We start from the raw sequence: 17,461 nt of genomic DNA, 5'->3' as shown, positions 1-17,461 counted from the left end.
CTCTCAGGCAGAGCGCATGACGGCACGCGCCATGAAGTCGGTGAGTTCGTCCGGGGTCGGCATGGCAGGCGCGCAGCCCACCCGCGACACGACGATGGCGGCGGCCGCAGAGCCTTGGCGCACCGCTTCGGCAATTGGCTGACCGTCGGACAGAGCAGCCAGAAAACCAGCCATGAAACTGTCGCCCGCGCCGGTTGGTTTTAGAGCCTCGGTCTCATAAATGCCGGTGCGCGTCTCGCCCTCTGGTGTGATGGTGATCGCCCCCAATTCGCCCATCTTGTAGACGACAATCTGCGCGCCGTCGCCGATCAAAGACCGTGCTTTCTCAAGCCCTTGGCCTTCGGCTCCGGCCATGAAGTCGAACTCTACATCATTGCCGATGACGATGTCGCACAGCGTTGCCGCACGGGAATAGACGTCAGACGCCTCTTGCGCCGAAGCCCAGGAATAGGGCCGGTAATCCACGTCGAAAATCACTGGCACCCCGGCAGCATTGGCGCGCTCGAACGCGTGGAACGTGGCGCTGCGCGAGGGCTCTGCGGCGAGCACCGTGCCCGTGGTGATCAACGCCGAGAACCCGGCATAGGGCAGGGCCTCGACATCCTGCATCGTCATTGCGAAATCGGCGGCGTTGTTGCGGTAGATCACCGATTGCGTGTTCTCAATCCGTGTTTCCACCACCGCAAGCGAATTGCGCGCCTCACCCCCGACCGACCGGACAAAGCGGCGGTCGATCCCGTAATTGTCCAGTTGTTTCAGACAGTAACGCCCAATGGCATCGTCCGACACGCAAGTGACCAGCGCCGCATCGCACCCCAGCCGACACAGCCCAGCGGCGATATTGGCCGATGATCCCCCCAAGGCTGCGGTGAACTGCACCGCGTCCTCCAGCCGGGTCCCCGGCGGGTCGGCATAGAAATCCATCCCCGCGCGTCCGATGACGAGGAAGCCTTTGCCGTGCAGTCGGGCCAGATCTTTCATGGTCTCACGCAATTTGAGTTGCACCGGTTTCGCGCTGACGATACAGATTTTGCAACCGGTTGCAAGATGCGGGAGGAATGGCATGTCCGAGATCGGAATCGGCATTGTCGGCGGGGGCTACATGGGCAAGGCGCATGCCGTGGCCATGGCGTCCGTCGGTGCGGTTTTCGACACGGCCTTGCGCCCCCGGCTGGAGATGGTCGCGGCGTCGACACCCGAAAGCGCGGAACGCTACCGCGCCGCCTTTGGCTTCAACCGCGCCGCCGCCGACTGGCAGGCGCTGGTCTCTGATCCCAAGGTGGACGCCGTGGTAATCGCCTCCCCGCAGGACACGCACCGCGCCATTGCCGAAGCCGCCATCGCGCTGGGCAAGCCGGTGCTCTGCGAAAAACCCTTGGCCGAGACTTTGGAGGACTCCCGCGCGATGGTCCGCGCGGCCGAGGCGGCTGGTGTTCCGAACATGATTGGCTTCAACTACATCCGAACCCCCGCCAGCCAGTTCGTGCGCCAGCTTCTGGCCGAAGGCACCATCGGCGATGTCACATGGTTCCGCTGCGAACATACCGAGGATTTTCTGTCTGACCCGACAACCCCGTTCAACTGGCGCTGCACGGGGCTGGCCAATGGCAATATGGGGGACCTCGCCCCGCATCCGATCAACGCCGCATTGGCGCTGATGGGGCCGGTGGCCAAGGTCTGCGCCGATCTGGAAACCGTGCACAGCACCCGCCCGGGCGGTGCCGTCGACAATGACGATCATGCGCAGATCATGGTGCGGTTCGCGTCGGGCGTGATGGGTCACATCTATTCCAGCCGCATCGCGACGGGCCGGAAGATGGGCTATGCCTACGAAATCATGGGCACGAAGGGCGCGATCCGATTTGATCAGGAAGACCAGAACGCGGTCTGGCTCTATCTGGCCGAAGGGCCGGAGGCGACGCGCGGGTTCCGCAAAATCCTGACCGGGCCTGCCCATCCCGACTATCTGCCGTTCTGCCTCGGGCCGGGCCATGGCACCGGCTATCAGGATCAGATCATCATCGAAGCCCGCGATTTCCTCGCCGCTATCCACACCGGAGAAGCCGTCTGGCCCACCTTCCGCGATGGGCTTGCGGTGGCCGAGGTGATCGAAGCCATTCACGCCTCTGCCAAGGGTGGTGGGTGGACCAACGTCAGCGATTTTCAGGAGACCACAGAATGACCATCCGCATCGGCAATGCTCCCTGTTCCTGGGGTGTCGAATTCGCAGGTGACCCGCGCAACCCGCCCTGGCGGCAGGTTCTGAGCGACTGCGCCGAGGCGGGATATACCGGTATCGAACTGGGGCCGGTGGGTTTCATGCCCGAAGACCCGGTGGAGCTGGGCGAAGCGCTGTCGGAATTCGGGATGGAGCTGATCGGCGGCGTGGTGTTCCGCCCGTTCCACGACGCGGACAAGTGGGACGATGTGCTGGACGGTGTGAACCGAACGGCCAAGGCGCTCGCCGCGCATGGGGCGCAGCATTTCGTCTTGATCGACTCGATCTCGCCCCGCCGTGCGCCCACCGCTGGCCGGGCCGATGAGGCCGAGCAGATGGGCGCGGATGAATGGCGCGCCTTTATGCAGCGCATTGAAACCGCCGCGAAAATCGGGGCCGAGGAGTACGGTCTGATCCCGTCGATCCACGCCCATGCCGGGGGCTTTATCGACTTCGAGCCGGAACTCGAACGGCTCTTGAACGAGGTCGATGAGAGCCTGCTCAAGATCTGCTTCGACACCGGGCACCACTCTTATGCCGGGTTCGATCCGGTGGCGTTCATGCAGCGCCATATCGGCCGGATTTCCTACATGCATTTCAAGGATATTGATCCGGTGGTGAAGGCGGATGTCGTCGCCAACCGCACGGATTTCTACAAGGCCTGCGGGCAGGGTATCTTCTGCAACCTCGGGCAAGGCGATGTCGATTTTCCAGCGGTGCGCCGCGTGCTGCTGGATGCGGCTTTCGATGGCTGGTGTACGGTCGAACAGGACTGCGATCCGACGCTCGACGTGCGGCCCATCGACGATGCGCGGGCGAACCGCGAGTACCTCACCTCTATCGGCTTCTGATCCGGGCACAGGCTCAGGGCGTTTCACGAAAGGACGAACAGAATGGCAAAGCTTCGGTGGGGCATGATCGGTGGCGGCGAAGGCAGCCAGATCGGCCCGGCGCATCGCTTGGGCGCGGGGCTTGATGGGCATTTCGAATTCATGGCGGGTGCGCTGGATCACCGGCCCGATGCCGGGCGCGACTACGGCAAGCGGCTGGGCCTGGCCGAGGACCGCGCCTATGGCGATTGGCGCGAGATGCTGGCGGGCGAAAAAGGCCGTGATGACCGCGTTGATCTGGTGACGGTCGCCACCCCCAACGCCACCCATTTCGAGATCACAAAGGCCTTTCTTGAAGCCGGGTTTCATGTGCTCTGCGAAAAGCCCATGACCATGACGGTGGAAGAGGGCGAAGAGATCGTGCGTCTGTCGAAATCCACCGGGCGCATCTGTGCGGTGAATTATGGCTACACGGGCTACAGCCTTGTCCGCCACATGCGCGCGATGGTGGCGCGGGGCGATCTGGGACGCATCCGGCTGGTGAAGGCCGAGTTTGCCCACGGCCATCACGCCGATGCCGCCGATGCCGACAATCCGCGTGTGCGGTGGCGGTATGATCCGGCACAGGCCGGGGTCAGCGCGCAGTTTGCCGATTGCGGCATCCACGCGCTGCATATGGCGTCCTTCGTCATCGGGCAGGAGGTCGACCGCCTGAGTGCCGACACGGTAAGCTGCATTGAAAGCCGGGTGCTCGAAGACGACGCGATGCTGAACCTGCGTTTCGATGGCGGCACGGTGGGGCGGCTCTGGACCTCGTCCATCGCGCTGGGCAACCAGCACGGTCTTTCGATCCAGGTCTTCGGCGAAAAGGGTGGGCTGCGCTGGGCGCAGGAACAGCCGAACCAGCTTTACTACATGCCGCTTGGCCAACGCTTGCAAGTGATCGAACGGGGTGAGGCGAACCTGTCGCCCGAGGCCGACCGCACCAGCCGTGTCACCATTGGACACGCAGAAGGCATGCCGCTCGCCTTTGCCAATATCTATGCTGATTTGGCCGAAGCGATCCGGGCGGAAAAAGAGGGTCGACCGATGGACCCGGCGGCGAACCTCTATCCGCGCGCGGAAGACGGCTTGCGGTCCATGGCGGCGGTCTTTGCGGTAGCAGAAAGCGGCAAGGCACAGGGGGCTTGGGTCGACGCCCGCCCACCGATGTTCCGCGGTTAGGGTTTGGCGCGAAGGGTTCTGCGCTCGACCAGCGTGCAGGGCAGCAGAACCCTCTGCGGCAAGGTCGCAGGATCCGCAATCCCCTTGCGGATCAGATCGACCGAGGCCGCCACGATCTGAGGCGCGGGCTGGCGAATGGTTGTCAGCCCGACGCGATCCCAACCTGCCATCCGCATGTCGTTGAGTCCGATCAGCCCAAGGTCATCCGGGATGCGCCGGCCCTGCGCCACTGCGGCATCCATCGCACCGATGGCGATCACGTCATCGCCACAAAACCACGCCTCGACCTGCGGTGCCGCGTCCAGCGCTCGGGTCATGGCGACGCGTCCGGCGTCATAGGAATAAGCGGTGGCAAACTGGATTTCGGGCGAGAGGCCATGCGCCTTCAGTCCCGCGCAGAACCCGTCCAGCCGGTCGGATGTTGTCGCGGCACTTTGTGGACCGCCCAGAAAGCCCACCCTCCGGTAGCCGCGGTCGATCAGGGTGACGGCGGCCAGATGCCCGGCCTCGGTGTTGTCGATGCTCACACGCCCCGTTCCGGGTGTGTCCGACGACCACCCAAAAGCATGGACAACGGGGATGCCCGCATCGTGGAACACCTTTGCAAAGTCGGGCGGCAGGGTTGATGAGGCGACGATCACGCCGTCCACATTGTACTGACGGAGCATCGAGAGTGACCGACTGGCGTCCTCTTCGGCGCTGAGGTTGATCAGCAGCGGACGCAGGTCCTCTTTTTGCAGAGCGCGCGTGAAAAGATCGAAGATTTCAAGGAAATAGGGGTTCGTAAAGTTGTTCGAAATCAACCCCACCAGTGCCGTGCGCCCCGTCGTCAGGCTGGAGGCGAGCACGTTGGGCATATAGCCCAGATCGTTCGCCGCCGCCTCCACCTTGGCGCGGGTCTTGGCGGACACGGAGGCACCCGGTGTGAAGGTGCGGGAAACTGCCGATTTCGAAACGCCCGCCCGAAGTGCAACGTCCTGTAGGGTGATGGGCATCGGTGCGGGCTCCTTTTTCCTGGGTCAGTTTGAAACGCCGTTGCAGCATTTTGCAACAGGTTGCAAAACGTGCGGCCGAAAAATGCGCTCTTGCCGAAAAGACATCATTTGTGATGAAGTGATGTCTTCCACCGTTGGGAGGCATGGCATGGCACGCAGAGCAACCATCAAGGATGTCGCCCGTGTGTCCGGGTTGAGCACGGCAACCATCGACCGGGCGCTGAATGGCCGCGTCAAGGTGCGCGAAGAGACCTTGCGCCGGATCGCCGATGCCGCCCGAGAGGTCGGGTATCATGCGCGAGGGCTCTTGGATCACCGGCTGAATGCGACGGTGCCAGAGCTGCATCTCGGCGTTGTGCTCTTGAAGGAAAAGCAGGCTTTCTATCAGGCCTTCCGGTCCGAGATCGAACGCGCCATCGCGGCGCGTACGGATATTCGGGGCAGGGTTTCCATCCGGTTCTCGAATTCGCAATCCCCGGACGAATTTGCCGATCTGTTGAAGAAGCTTGGCAGCGAATGCGATGCCGTGGGAGCGGTCGCGGTCAATCACCAAAGCCTCGACAAAGTGGTGTCCGACCTCAAGGCAAGGGACGTACCGGTGTTTTCCCTTCTTAACGACTTCGCGCAAGGAATTCGCCGCAGTTACATAGGGTTGAACAACATGAAGGTGGGCCGACAGGCGGCCTGGATGTTGACCCAGACGGCAACGCCGGGGCGTGTGGCGATCTTTGTCGGTGGCAACAGGTGGCATGGCCACGATCTGCGCGAAGTGGGGTTCCGCGCCTTCATGCGCGAGAACGCTCCAAGCTTTGAGACGCTCGAAACGTTGGTCAATCTTGAGACCCGGCAGGTGACCTACGAGGCAACCCTGAACTTGTTGGAGCGTTATCCGGACCTGCGCGGCATCTACGTGGCAGGGGGCGGAATGGAAGGCGCAATTGCGGCCCTGCGCGAGGCGCGTCCGCCGGGTAAGGTGCGCCTTGTGGTGAACGAAGTGACCCCCGAAAGCCGAGCGGGTTTGCTGGACGGGTATGTTCAGATGGCGATCACGACGCCCCTCGCCGAGGTCTGCCAAAGCATGATCGATTTGGCCATCAAGGCCTGTTCGGACCCGGACTCGAGTTCTGTCGAACAGCATTTTCTAGACCCGAGGATCATCCTGCCGGAAATCCTGTGATGATGTAAAAGCATCATTTTGCATGCGCAGAAAACCATCATGATTGATGTAAAGCGACCGCCGCGCCGTTGACGGAATCGGTTCGTCGCCGCACTGCTTCCCCTGCGTTAGTCAGGCTGTAGCATTTGGGAGGATGTGATCGTCATGAAGCGTGCGCTCAATCACATGACCGTTCCAAATCTCGGCTACGCGTCGTTCCTTGACCTTGCGGCTTCGCTGGAGTGCGTCGGGGTTGAAGTCCGGAACGATCTGGGCCGCCCGCTTTTTGATGGAATGGATCCCGTCGCGGCGGGCCAGATGGCGCAAGACAAAGGCCTGCGGCTTGTTGGGCTAAGCCAGGTTTACCCCTTCAACAGCTGGTCAGATGCCATTGCCGCGGAAGTGCGCGACCTGATCGCGATTGCCAAAGCCTGCGGCGCAGAGACCATCAGCCTTATCCCGCGCAACGATGGCACGGAAACCGGCAATGGCGAACGCCATGCCAATCTCCGCATCGCGCTGAAAAACATCAAACCCATGATCGAGGATGCAGGGCTGGTTGCCTTGATCGAACCTCTTGGGTTCCCACGCTCTTCGCTGAGATCGAAACAAGATGCGGTCGAGACGATCAACGCGCTGGATGCTGCGCATGTCTTCAAGATCGTTCACGACACGTTTCACCATACCTTGGCTGAAGGCGGCCCGATCTTTGTCGGTCAGACAGGGATCGTCCACATTTCGGGTGTTGTCGATCCGGCGCTGGGTATTGATCAGATGGAAGACGAACACCGGGTTCTGGTCGATGCGCAAGACCGCCTGGGCAATGTCGCACAAATCCGTGCCCTGCTGAGCGCAGGCTATGACGGCCCGATTTCCTACGAGTGTTTTTCGCCCCAGACGCATGCGTTGGCCGATCCGGCAAGCGCACTTCGTCAATCGTTCGAGTTCATTTCTTCGCAGCTGGCAGCAGAGGCCGCCTGAGTGAAGGGAAACCGCCCCAGAAGGGGCTCCGGTGTGTAAATCGGTGTGCCGGCACCACTTTGGGAGGACCAAACAGATGAAAAAAACCCTTATTGCCGCGGGCCTTGCCGCCCTCATGTCGACGACTGCCATGGCCGAAACCATCGGTGCGTCGATTGCGCGGTTCGATGACAACTTCCTGACCGTGATGCGCAACGGCATGGTGGACTATGCGGCTGGCATCGACGGTGTCGAACTGCAGGTCGAGGACGCACAGGACGATGTGGCCAAGCAGCTTGACCAGATCAACAACTTCATCGCGTCCGGCGTCGATGCAATCATCGTGAACGCGGTCGACACATCTGCAACCGAGGCGATGTCGCAGGCGGCCGCGAGTGCCGGAATTCCGCTGGTTTATGTCAACCGCCAGCCGATCAACGTGGACAGCCTGCCGGACAATCAGGCTTTCGTGGCATCGAACGAAATCGAATCCGGCACTCTGGCCGCGTTCGAGGCCTGCAAACTGCTGCGCGCCATGGGCTATGCCGGCGGCGCCAAGGGATACCTGATGATGGGTCAGCTGTCGAACCAGGCCGCCGTTCAGCGGACCAAGGACGTGGACGATATCATCGGCATCGACATGTGCAATTTCATCTCGATCATCGACCGTCAGACCGCCAACTGGTCGCGCGACGAAGCACAGGACCTCATGACCAACTGGCTGTCCGCTGGTGAGGCGTTCCAGGTCGTCTTCGCCAACAATGACGAAATGGCCATCGGTGCGATCCAGGCGATGAAAGCCGCCGGCATCTCGATGGAAGACGTTGTTGTGGTCGGTGTCGACGCAACGCAGGACGCGCTTGTTGCGATGCAGGCAGGTGATCTCGATGCAACCGTGTTCCAGGACGCGTTTGGTCAGGGTGAAGGATCGGTTGATGCAGCACTCGCGCTGGCCCGTGGCGAGGCCGTGGACCAGAAGGTCTACATCCCGTTCAAGCTGGTGACACCGGCGAATGTCGACGAGTTCCTCAGCAAGAACTGATGGGCTGACTTGACGATACGACAGGGCGCATCCGGCGCCCTGTCCACCTAACTCGAAAAGCCCGTTTTGGGCGCAGAGAAAATCCATCAGGAGTGCCATCCATGGCGGAGACCACGCAAGGGACAGGCGGGCTGAAATACGACAGTTCCAAGCGCAGCTGGCCCAACGAATTCAACATTTTCATCGCGCTTGTGATCATCGTCGCGATCTTTGAAGTGTTGGGGCAGGTATTGCCCTACATGAACGGCCAGAGTTTCCTGTTCGACACGAACGACCGCTTTGATTCCATATTCAACGAAGCGCGTTTGCAGATCATTATCCTGCAGGTTGCCATCATCGGGATCATCTCGCTGGGTGTGACGCAGGTCATCATCTCGGGCGGGATCGACCTGTCCTCGGGTCCATTGGTGGCCGCAACAGCGATGATCGTGATGTCCTTTGCCCAGACCGAACTGGTGAATGGCAATCCCAACCCCAAGGCGGTGTTCGGCCCATGGGCATTCGATCTGCCGGTTCTCATTCCGATCATGGTCGGCCTCGCGTTTGGTGCTTTTATCGGCGCGATCAACGGCAGTCTGATTGCCTTCACCCGCATCCCACCCTTCATCGCGACGCTTGGCATGTTCCTGATCTGCCGCGGCATTGCGCAGTGGTGGACACGGGGCCAGCCGGTCTCCTTCCCGACCGAAAGCTATGCCGCTTTGGGCGCGGGCATGATGCCGGTGGTGTGGTTCGTTCTGCTGGCGATCCTGTGCCACGTGCTGCTGCGCTACACGGTCTACGGCAAGCACACCTATGCCATCGGCTCCAACGAAGACGCGGCGCGCATGTCTGGGATCAATGTCAAGCGGCACAAGGTCATGGTCTACATGATTGCGTCGATGCTCGCAGCCTTTGCGGCCATCGTTCTCAGCTCCAAGAACCTGACGGCGCAATCCGGCATGGGTCTGTTCTACGAACTCTACGCCATCGCCATGGCGGTCATCGGCGGGGTAAGCTTGACCGGCGGACGCGGGTCCATCATCGGGACGGTTCTGGGCGCGATGGTGTTCGGCGTGATCCAGTCCGGGTTCACCTATGTGAAGCTTGACGCGTATTTTCAGATCATGGCCATGGGCGCGATCATCATCGGCGCTGTGGTGCTCGATAAATGGCGGCAACAACGTGCCAGCACGCGGGTATAGGGAGACGACCCATGTCAGATATCATCCTTGAGACCCGCAACCTGACCAAGCATTACGGCGGTGTGCACGCTCTGCAGGACGCGAATTTCACCCTGCGCAAGGGCGAACACGTGGCCATCATGGGCGACAACGGGGCTGGTAAATCGACCTTCGTGCGCCAGATCACCGGGGTCGAACAGCCCACGCGCGGCGAGATCCATTTCGACGGCAAACCGGTGCAATTCGCCGGGCCGCTGGATGCCCGCGAGGCCGGGATCGAAGCGGTGTTTCAGAACCTTGCTCTGGCCGATGATTTGGACGTGTCGGACAACCTGTTTCTGGGGCGCGAAAAGACCAAGTTCGATTGGCTGGGTCCGTTCCGGTTTCTTGACTACAAGGCGATGCGCAATGACACGATCGCGGCGCTGGAGAAGACGGCGGTAAAAATCCCCAACATCCGCAACACGATCCAGAACATGTCGGGCGGTCAGCGTCAGTGCGTGGCCATTGCGCGAACGGCGACCTTCCATTCCAAGCTGACCATCATGGACGAGCCGACGGCGGCCTTGGGGGTACAGGAAACAGCGCAGGTGGAAAACATCATCCGCACCCTGAAAGAGCAGGGTGAGCCGCTCATCCTCATCAGCCACAACATGCGGCAGGTGATGGATCTGGTGGATCGCATCGTCGTGTTCCGCAGGGGCCGGATCTGCGCAAACCTCCGCAAGGAAGAGACCGACGGGCAGGATGTTGTGGCCTATATCACCGGTGCCAAGACGCAGCCGGAATACGAGGTGGCCGAGGCGCTTTGACCGCGCGGCCACGCCGAAGGGGCTTTGATGTGCGGGCGTGCCGCGCGTAAGTCTGGCACGCCCAAGACGCCGGATGCCGCCTCAAGGCATGTGGTCGAAGTGCTGGTGCAATGAGAACAAGAACGTCCCGAGCGAAAGGCTTTGGGAGGATAAAGGAAGACCCATGACTGTCAGATTTGCGATCCTTGGTGCAGGCCGTATCGGCCAGGTCCATGCCAAGGCGGTCACCGCCACCCCCGGTGCCACACTGGTTGCCATTGCCGATCCCATGGCCGCGGCGGCCACTTCGGTGGCCGACCGCTACGGTTGCGACATCCGCACCATCGACGAGATCGCGGCGTCCGATGACGTGGACGCGGTCTTGATCTGCACCCCGACCAACACCCATGCGGACCTGATCGAGCAGTTCGCCAAGGTGGGCAAGGCGATGTTCTGCGAAAAACCCGTCGATCTGAGTTTGAAGCGGGTGCAGGACTGCCTTGCCACCGTCGCGGCGGAAGACGCTACGCTGATGGTCGGTTTCAACCGCCGGTTCGATCCTGACTTCATGGCGGTCAAGGCAGCCATCGACGCAGGCCGCGTCGGCGAAGTCGAGATGGTCACCATCACCTCGCGCGATCCGGGCGCACCTCCGGTCGAGTATATCAAGGTCTCGGGTGGCATCTTCCGCGATATGACGATCCACGACTTCGACATGGCCCGCTGGCTCTTGGGGGAAGAGGTCGAAACCGTGATGGCACAGGCGTCGGTCCTGACCGATCCCAAGATCGGTGACGCGGGCGATTTTGACAGCGTCAACGTGATGCTGCGCACAGCATCCGGCAAACAGGCCATCATCACCAATTCCCGCCGCGCCACCTATGGCTACGACCAGCGGATCGAAGTGCTGGGTTCCGAAGGTATGGTCTCGGCCCGGAACATGGCCGAGGCCAATATCGAACTGGCGAACAAGGATGGCTTCGGCACGCCGCCGCTGCTCAACTTCTTCATGACGCGGTACGTGGCCGCCTATGAAAACGAGATCGCGGCCTTTGTCGCCTCGGTCGCAGACGGCGCTCCGACGCCCACCACCGGGCAGGACGGGCTGATGGCGCTCGCACTGGCCGATGCGGCGGTTCTGTCGGTCAAGGAAGGCCGCGCGGTCAAAGTTTCCGAGATCACGGGCTGAGCCATGACCAAGACACTGGACCTCATCACCATTGGCCGATCATCTGTGGACCTTTACGGGGCACAGGTGGGCGGCCGGCTCGAGGATATGGGGTCATTCGACAAGTATATCGGTGGCTCTCCAACCAACATCGCCTGCGGAACGGCGCGGCTTGGGCTGCGCTCTGCGGTGATCACGGGGGTGGGCGATGAGCATATGGGCCGCTTCATCCGCGAGCAGTTGCAGAAAGAGGGCGTGGAAACGACCGGGGTCAAGACTGACCCCGACCGCCTGACTGCTCTGGTCTTGCTGGGCATCCGCGATCAGGAGCAGTTTCCGCTGATCTTCTACCGCGAGAATTGCGCCGATATGGGGCTGACGGTTGATGACATCGATCCGGAGTTCATCCGCCGGGCGCGGGCCGTGGTCGCCACGGGCACCCATCTCAGCCATCACCGGGTTGAGGCCGCCACGCTCAAGGCGCTCCAGATCGCGCGGGATGCGGGCATGACGACCGCGCTCGACATCGACTACCGCCCGAACCTCTGGGGTGTGGCGGGCCATGGCGATGGCGAAAGCCGGTTTGTCGAAAGCGCTGCTGTGACGGCCAAGCTGCAGTCGACGCTGCATTTCTTCGATCTGATCGTCGGAACGGAGGAAGAGTTCCACATCGCGGGTGGCAGCACGGATACGATTGCCGCGCTGCGCGCTGTGCGGGCGGTGACCGGAGCGACTTTGGTCTGCAAACGCGGGGCCGCAGGTGCGGTGGCGTTTGAGGGCGACATTCCAGACTCCTTGGACGACGGTCAGACCGGACCGGGCTTTCCCATCGAAGTGTTCAACGTCTTGGGCGCAGGCGACGGATTCATGTCTGGCCTTCTGAAAGGCTGGCTGGACGGCGAGGATTGGCCCACCGCTCTTAAATACGCCAATGCCTGCGGGGCGTTTGCTGTCAGCCGCCATGGCTGCACTCCGGCTTACCCAAGCTGGGACGAGCTGCAATTCTTCTTCAAGCGAGGCATCAAACGGCCTGACCTGCGAAACGATGCGGAGCTTGAACAGGTCCATTGGGCCACGAACCGCAAAGGCGATTGGTCCACCCTGCGCACCTTCGCCTTCGACCACCGCTCGCAACTGGAAGAGATGTCGGGCTACACACCCGAGAAGGGCGCGGCGTTCAAGGAACTTTGCCTTGACGCGGCGCTCAAGGTGGCAAACGGGCGGGGGGGCTATGGCATCCTTTGCGACAACCGGATCGGGCGCAGCGCGTTGCACCGGGCCAGCGGCACTGGCCTCTGGATCGGACGGCCCACCGAACTGCCCGGATCGCGGCCCATCGAATTTGAGCCGGACTTGGGCGACGACCTCGGCGGTTTGCGTGAATGGGCACGCGAGAACGTGGTCAAGCTGTTGGTCTTCTGCCATCCGGACGACGATGACAAGACCGCCAAGATGCAGGTCGCGCGGGTCAAACGCCTGTTTGCCGCCGCAAGGCGCAACGGGCTGGAATTCCTGCTAGAAGTGATCCCCTCCAAGGTCGGTGCGGTAGATGACATGACAACCGCCACGCTGATCCAGACCTTCTACGATGCGGGCGTCTATCCCGACTGGTGGAAGCTAGAGCCGTTCAAGACGGACGCGGCTTGGACCAATGCCGTCAATGTAATCACTCGCAACGACCCTCGCACGCGCGGGATCGTGGTGCTGGGCCTTGACGCGCCCGAAGACGAATTGGCGGCCAGCTTTGCACTGGCGGCGAAACAACCGCTGGTCAAAGGCTTTGCTGTCGGACGCACGATCTTCGGCGATGCCGCGCGAGGATGGATGCAAGGCCAGATGAGCGACACCGAAGCCGTAACACAGATGGCCGAGCGCTACACCCGGCTCTGCCGGATATGGGACGACGCCCGCAGAGGCGCACAGGAGGACGCAGCATGAGCAAGACCATCAGACTGACCGCCGCACAGGCGCTTGTGCGCTACCTGACCGCACAGCTCAATGAGGACGGCGACACTTTCATCGCGGGCTGCTGGGCGATCTTCGGCCACGGCAATGTCGCCGGTTTGGGAGAGGCGCTCTACACCGTGCGCGACACGATCCCGACCTATCGCGGGCACAATGAGCAGACGATGGCGCACACGGCAATTGCCTACGCCAAACAACTGCGCCGAACCCGTGCGATGGCGGTCACGTCCTCCATCGGGCCGGGGGCGACGAATATGGTCACTGCCGCCGCGCTTGCCCATGTGAACCGCCTGCCGGTTCTGTTCCTGCCCGGTGATGTCTTCGCCAATCGCGGCCCCGATCCGGTGCTGCAGCAGCCCGAAGTCTTCAGCGATGGCACGGTCAGCGCGAACGACTGCTTCCGCCCGGTGAGCCGCTATTTCGACCGCATCACCCGGCCCGAGCACATCCTCACCGCCCTGCCGCGCGCCTTCCGCACCATGACCGATCCGGCAGAGTGTGGTCCCGTCACGTTGGCCTTCTGTCAGGACGTGCAGGCCGAGGCTTATGACTATCCCGAAAGCTTCTTTGAACCGCGTATTTGGCACCGCCGCCGCATCCACCCTGACCCGCACGAATTGCACCGTGCAGTCGAGGTGATCCGCAAGGCCAAGCGCCCGGTGATCGTTGCCGGGGGAGGGGTGCATTACTCGGACGCGACCGCCGACCTGAAAACCTTTGTCGAGGCGCACAACATCCCCGTTGTGGAAACACAAGCCGGCAAATCCGCTCTGCCTTGGGATCACCCACTGAACCTCGGCCCCATTGGTGTGACAGGCGGCGAGCCTGCCAACACCACCTCCGCTGAGGCGGATGTGGTGATCGGCATCGGCACACGGTTTCAGGACTTCACCACCGGGTCTTGGGGGCTGTTTGCGAACCCGAACCGCACGCTGATCAGCCTCAACGTGCAGGCCTATGACGCGATGAAACATTGCGCGATGCCGATTTAGGCGGATGCCAAGGCAGGCCTGACCGAGCTTGCCATTGAACTGGCAGGATATGCGCCGGACGCGCCTGCCGCTTCGCTGAAGGAGGGCTGGTTCGCCAAGGTTGACCCATTGACCGACGCACCAGAGGGCAATCAACTGCCGACCGATATGCAAGTCGTCGGCGCAGTCCAACGCGCCGCCGCTGACAACACCGTCGTGATGTGCGCCGCAGGTACGATGCCCGGGGAGTTGCACAAGCTCTGGAAGGCGGGCAAGCCGGGCAGCTACCACATGGAATACGGCTTTTCCTGCATGGGCTACGAGATCGCAGGGGCGATGGGTATCAAGATGGCCCAACCCGAGGCAGACGTGATCTGCTTTACCGGCGACGGCACCTACATGATGGCCAATTCGGAAATGGCGACGGCCGCGATGATGGGAATCCCGTTCACCGTCGTGGTCACCGACAACCGGGGCTTCGGTTGCATCAACCGGCTGCAGATGGGCACCGGTGGAGCCGAGTTCAATAACCTGCTGGACCACGCCGTCCACGCCAACCCCAGCGCTATCGACTTTGCCAAACATGCCGAGGCGATGGGCGCGGTCAGCGTCAAGGTCGGCTCGATTGCCGAACTGGAAGAGGCACTGTCCAAGCGGCACGACCAGACCGTGCCCTATGTCGTCGTGATCGACACCGACCCGTACCCATCGACCGAACATGGCGGCACATGGTGGGAAGTCGGCATTCCCGAAGTGTCCGACCGCGCCGAAGTGCGCGCGGCGCATGAAAAATACGTGAGCAACAAGAAACTGCAAAGGGCCGATTGATGGCTGTGAAACTGGGGGTCTCCCTCATCGCGTGGCAGAATGACGACCTGCCGGATCTCACCGCTGCTTTCACCACCGAAGGCGCGATGGAGGATGCGGGTCGCATCGGCTATCAGGGCGTCGAGCGTGGACGGCGTATGCCCGCCGACACCGAAGGGCTGCGCGCCTATCTTGATCGCTACGGCGTTGTGCTCTGCGGCGGCTGGTGTTCCGGCAACCTGATGGTCAACGATCTGGCCACCGAACAGGCCGCGATCCGCCAGCAGGTCGACCAATTTGCCGCTCTGAACGCGCCGTGCATCGTCTATGCCGAGTGCTCCAACACCATTCAGGGCGACATTCACCGCCCGGTCAGCCAGCGCCCCAAGCTCAGCCGTGACGAGGTTAAGGGCTATGGCGCAAAGCTGTCTGAACTGGCCAAGTGGTCCGCCAATCAGGGCTGTGTCCTGTCATACCATCATCACATGGGGGCGATGGTGCAGGATGCCGAAGACATCGACTGGCTGATGGAGGGATCGACCGACGACCTCACGCTGCTCTATGACACCGGCCACCTGCACTTTGCAGGAGCTGATCCGCTCGCAGTGCTGGACAAATGGGGCCACCGTGTCCACCACGTCCACTTCAAGGACGTGCGCCAGCCGGTTCTCGACTGGGTGCGCGCCGAGGATCGCAGCTTTCTCGATGGCGTTGCGGCAGGGGTCTATTCTGTCCCGGGTGATCCCGAAGGCTGCATCGACTTTCAGGCCATCACCGACCGGCTCAAGGCGATGAACTATGACGGCTGGATCGTGGTCGAGGCTGAACAGGACCCTGCCAAAGCGCCGCCCTATGAGTATTCGAAAATGGGCTACGACCACATCCGCGCGATTGCCGCCGCCTCCGGTCTGGAGATCACGCCCTAAGGTTTCACCGGTCCCGGTTCGGGGCCAGCACCGCACGCCATGCAACAGGAGGACGACATGGTACATCAGACATTCGGATATATCGGCTATTTCGACCGGGAATCCTGCGATCTGGATGAATTCAAGGTGCTGACCTCGCAACAGCTTGAAGCCGCGGATGTGCCCCATGCCGCCGCCATCGAGAAGAATGTGCCGCTCTATGACATGGCGGCGCTGCGGCCTGCGCTGGACGACGCTGGGAAACGCCGTGCGCTGATGGCGGAATGGGCGCAGGTGTTGCGCTGCTCTGCCGGGGTGATTGCGCTCAAACACGCCTATTCCGACACATCGGTGATCGACCGCGCGTCTGACGTGTTCAACGCCATCATCGCGGATGAAAAGGCCGGGGCTGCGGGCAAGGGCGATCACTTTGCCGCCTCAGGCGCAAATGACCGGGTCTGGAATTCCCTGCAAAAGCAATGCCTGCGCGACCCTGAAGGCTTTTCGCTCTACTACGGCAATACGTCCATCGCGGCGGCCTGTGAGGCGTGGCTGGGACCGAACTACCAAATGACTGCGCAGGTCAATCAGGTCCGGCCCGGCGGCAAGGCGCAATCGGCGCATCGGGATTACCATCTGGGCTTTCAGTCGGCGGATCAGTCGGCGCGCTATCCGGCGCACGCACATGAGGTGACCGCAACGCTGACTTTGCAAGGCGCTGTAGCCCATTGTGACATGCCACTCGAAAGCGGGCCGACCAAGCTCTTGCCGTTCTCGCAACTCTATCCGGCGGGGTATCTCGGGTTCCACGAGGCAGACCACCGCGCCCATTTCGAAGAGGCGCATGTTCAGGTGGCACTCGAAAAAGGCGATGCGGTGTTCTTCAATCCCGCACTTTTCCACGCGGCGGGTGAAAACCGAAGTGCCGACATCAACCGCATGGTCAACCTGCTTCAGGTGTCCTCGGCCTTTGGTCGGGCCATGGAGGCGATTGACCGTCGGGCAATGACAGCGGCCCTGTTCCCGGCGCTGGTGGCCTTGAAACAGGGCGGGCGGTTGACCGGACCGGAACTCGATGCGGCGATTGCCGCCTGTGCCGAGGGCTACAGCTTCCCGACCAACCTCGACACCGACCCGCCGGTGGGTGGCCTTGCTCCCGAAAGCCAGGCCGATCTCATGCGTCGCGCGGTGTCCGAGGGCTGGACGACCGACCAGCTTGCTGATGCCTTGTGCCAGATGGCCACACGGCAAGCGGCCTGATCACAG

General features: G+C 62.0%; 14 protein-coding genes and 1 pseudogene. 13 read left to right on the top strand and 2 right to left on the bottom strand.

Translation table 11 applies throughout. The features are described from left to right. Positions 1-3: 3 nt before the first annotated feature. Positions 4-981 (bottom strand): 5-dehydro-2-deoxygluconokinase, encoded by a 978-nt coding sequence (iolC, locus tag ACMVPR_RS10170; RefSeq protein WP_416882774.1) that lies wholly within the window; start codon positions 979-981, stop codon positions 4-6. Between the two features lie 82 nt (positions 982-1,063). Here iolC and ACMVPR_RS10165 point away from each other — a divergent pair, with 82 nt between their 5' ends. Genes ACMVPR_RS10165 through ACMVPR_RS10155 form a run of 3 tightly spaced genes read left to right on the top strand, consistent with a single transcriptional unit; the run spans position 1,064 to position 4,272 of the window. After that, positions 1,064-2,182: a Gfo/Idh/MocA family protein gene (locus ACMVPR_RS10165; RefSeq protein WP_416882773.1), complete on the top strand. Its 1,119-nt coding sequence runs from the start codon at positions 1,064-1,066 to the stop codon at positions 2,180-2,182. Further along, entirely contained in the window at positions 2,179-3,069 is an 891-nt protein-coding gene (locus tag ACMVPR_RS10160; protein WP_416882772.1) for a TIM barrel protein, read from the top strand. Before ACMVPR_RS10165 ends, ACMVPR_RS10160 begins: the two co-directional genes overlap by 4 nt. A 42-nt stretch (positions 3,070-3,111) precedes the next feature. Beyond that, entirely contained in the window at positions 3,112-4,272 is a 1,161-nt protein-coding gene (locus ACMVPR_RS10155) for a Gfo/Idh/MocA family protein (protein WP_416882771.1), read from the top strand. Here ACMVPR_RS10155 and ACMVPR_RS10150 read toward each other — a convergent pair. Continuing rightward, positions 4,269-5,267, bottom strand: a complete 999-nt coding sequence (locus tag ACMVPR_RS10150) for a LacI family DNA-binding transcriptional regulator (protein WP_416882770.1) — start codon at positions 5,265-5,267, stop codon at positions 4,269-4,271. The genes ACMVPR_RS10155 and ACMVPR_RS10150 overlap by 4 nt on opposite strands. Before the next feature lie 148 nt (positions 5,268-5,415). Between ACMVPR_RS10150 and ACMVPR_RS10145 the strand changes: the two genes are divergently transcribed. The 10 genes and pseudogenes from ACMVPR_RS10145 to ACMVPR_RS10100 all read left to right on the top strand — a co-directional run bounded on the left by ACMVPR_RS10145 (position 5,416) and on the right by ACMVPR_RS10100 (position 17,455). Continuing rightward, positions 5,416-6,444, top strand: coding sequence for a LacI family DNA-binding transcriptional regulator (locus ACMVPR_RS10145; RefSeq protein WP_416882769.1), 1,029 nt, complete (start codon positions 5,416-5,418; stop codon positions 6,442-6,444). A gap of 144 nt (positions 6,445-6,588) precedes the next feature. Next, on the top strand, positions 6,589-7,404 hold the full coding sequence (locus tag ACMVPR_RS10140) for a TIM barrel protein (protein ID WP_416882768.1): 816 nt from the start codon (positions 6,589-6,591) through the stop codon (positions 7,402-7,404). A 76-nt stretch (positions 7,405-7,480) separates the two neighbouring features. After that, entirely contained in the window at positions 7,481-8,425 is a 945-nt protein-coding gene (locus tag ACMVPR_RS10135; RefSeq protein ID WP_300587834.1) for a sugar ABC transporter substrate-binding protein, read from the top strand. 101 nt (positions 8,426-8,526) lie between these two features. Next, complete coding sequence (locus ACMVPR_RS10130; RefSeq protein WP_416882767.1) at positions 8,527-9,609, top strand: ABC transporter permease; 1,083 nt, start codon at positions 8,527-8,529, stop codon at positions 9,607-9,609. An 11-nt stretch (positions 9,610-9,620) separates the two neighbouring features. Continuing rightward, positions 9,621-10,400: an ATP-binding cassette domain-containing protein gene (locus ACMVPR_RS10125; protein ID WP_292268450.1), complete on the top strand. Its 780-nt coding sequence runs from the start codon at positions 9,621-9,623 to the stop codon at positions 10,398-10,400. 163 nt (positions 10,401-10,563) lie between these two features. Continuing rightward, positions 10,564-11,568, top strand: coding sequence for an inositol 2-dehydrogenase (gene iolG, locus ACMVPR_RS10120; protein WP_416882766.1), 1,005 nt, complete (start codon positions 10,564-10,566; stop codon positions 11,566-11,568). Positions 11,569-11,571: 3 nt separating this feature from the next. Then, positions 11,572-13,485 (top strand): bifunctional 5-dehydro-2-deoxygluconokinase/5-dehydro-2-deoxyphosphogluconate aldolase, encoded by a 1,914-nt coding sequence (locus ACMVPR_RS10115; protein WP_416882765.1) that lies wholly within the window; start codon positions 11,572-11,574, stop codon positions 13,483-13,485. Beyond that, a pseudogene (gene iolD / locus ACMVPR_RS10110) lies at positions 13,482-15,311 on the top strand (3D-(3,5/4)-trihydroxycyclohexane-1,2-dione acylhydrolase (decyclizing)). Before ACMVPR_RS10115 ends, iolD begins: the two are co-directional and overlap by 4 nt. Further along, complete coding sequence (gene iolE / locus ACMVPR_RS10105) at positions 15,311-16,216, top strand: myo-inosose-2 dehydratase (RefSeq protein WP_416882764.1); 906 nt, start codon at positions 15,311-15,313, stop codon at positions 16,214-16,216. Before iolD ends, iolE begins: the two are co-directional and overlap by 1 nt. 57 nt (positions 16,217-16,273) lie before the next feature. Further along, positions 16,274-17,455 carry a phytanoyl-CoA dioxygenase family protein gene (locus ACMVPR_RS10100; protein WP_416882763.1) on the top strand — a complete coding sequence of 394 codons (1,182 nt, stop codon included), beginning with the start codon at positions 16,274-16,276 and terminating at the stop codon, positions 17,453-17,455. Positions 17,456-17,461: the final 6 nt, after the last annotated feature.

The organism is Marivita sp. (assembly GCF_048006345.1).
GTDB lineage: Bacteria > Pseudomonadota > Alphaproteobacteria > Rhodobacterales > Rhodobacteraceae > Marivita.
This window is presented reverse-complemented; position numbering and strand designations above follow the sequence as displayed.

Bases quoted from the DNA above. Each gene is read 5' to 3' on its own strand.
- ACMVPR_RS10100 (WP_416882763.1), top strand. From the start codon at position 16,274: ATGGTACATCAGACATTCGGATATATCGGCTATTTCGACCGGGAATCC.
- iolG (WP_416882766.1), top strand. From the start codon at position 10,564: ATGACTGTCAGATTTGCGATCCTTGGTGCAGGCCGTATCGGCCAGGTC.
- iolE (WP_416882764.1), top strand. From the start codon at position 15,311: ATGGCTGTGAAACTGGGGGTCTCCCTCATCGCGTGGCAGAATGACGAC.
- ACMVPR_RS10150 (WP_416882770.1), bottom strand. From the start codon at position 5,267: ATGCCCATCACCCTACAGGACGTTGCACTTCGGGCGGGCGTTTCGAAA.
- ACMVPR_RS10140 (WP_416882768.1), top strand. From the start codon at position 6,589: ATGAAGCGTGCGCTCAATCACATGACCGTTCCAAATCTCGGCTACGCG.
- ACMVPR_RS10130 (WP_416882767.1), top strand. From the start codon at position 8,527: ATGGCGGAGACCACGCAAGGGACAGGCGGGCTGAAATACGACAGTTCC.
- ACMVPR_RS10135 (WP_300587834.1), top strand. From the start codon at position 7,481: ATGAAAAAAACCCTTATTGCCGCGGGCCTTGCCGCCCTCATGTCGACG.
- ACMVPR_RS10160 (WP_416882772.1), top strand. From the start codon at position 2,179: ATGACCATCCGCATCGGCAATGCTCCCTGTTCCTGGGGTGTCGAATTC.
- ACMVPR_RS10165 (WP_416882773.1), top strand. From the start codon at position 1,064: ATGTCCGAGATCGGAATCGGCATTGTCGGCGGGGGCTACATGGGCAAG.
- ACMVPR_RS10125 (WP_292268450.1), top strand. From the start codon at position 9,621: ATGTCAGATATCATCCTTGAGACCCGCAACCTGACCAAGCATTACGGC.
- ACMVPR_RS10115 (WP_416882765.1), top strand. From the start codon at position 11,572: ATGACCAAGACACTGGACCTCATCACCATTGGCCGATCATCTGTGGAC.
- ACMVPR_RS10155 (WP_416882771.1), top strand. From the start codon at position 3,112: ATGGCAAAGCTTCGGTGGGGCATGATCGGTGGCGGCGAAGGCAGCCAG.
- ACMVPR_RS10145 (WP_416882769.1), top strand. From the start codon at position 5,416: ATGGCACGCAGAGCAACCATCAAGGATGTCGCCCGTGTGTCCGGGTTG.
- iolC (WP_416882774.1), bottom strand. From the start codon at position 981: ATGAAAGATCTGGCCCGACTGCACGGCAAAGGCTTCCTCGTCATCGGA.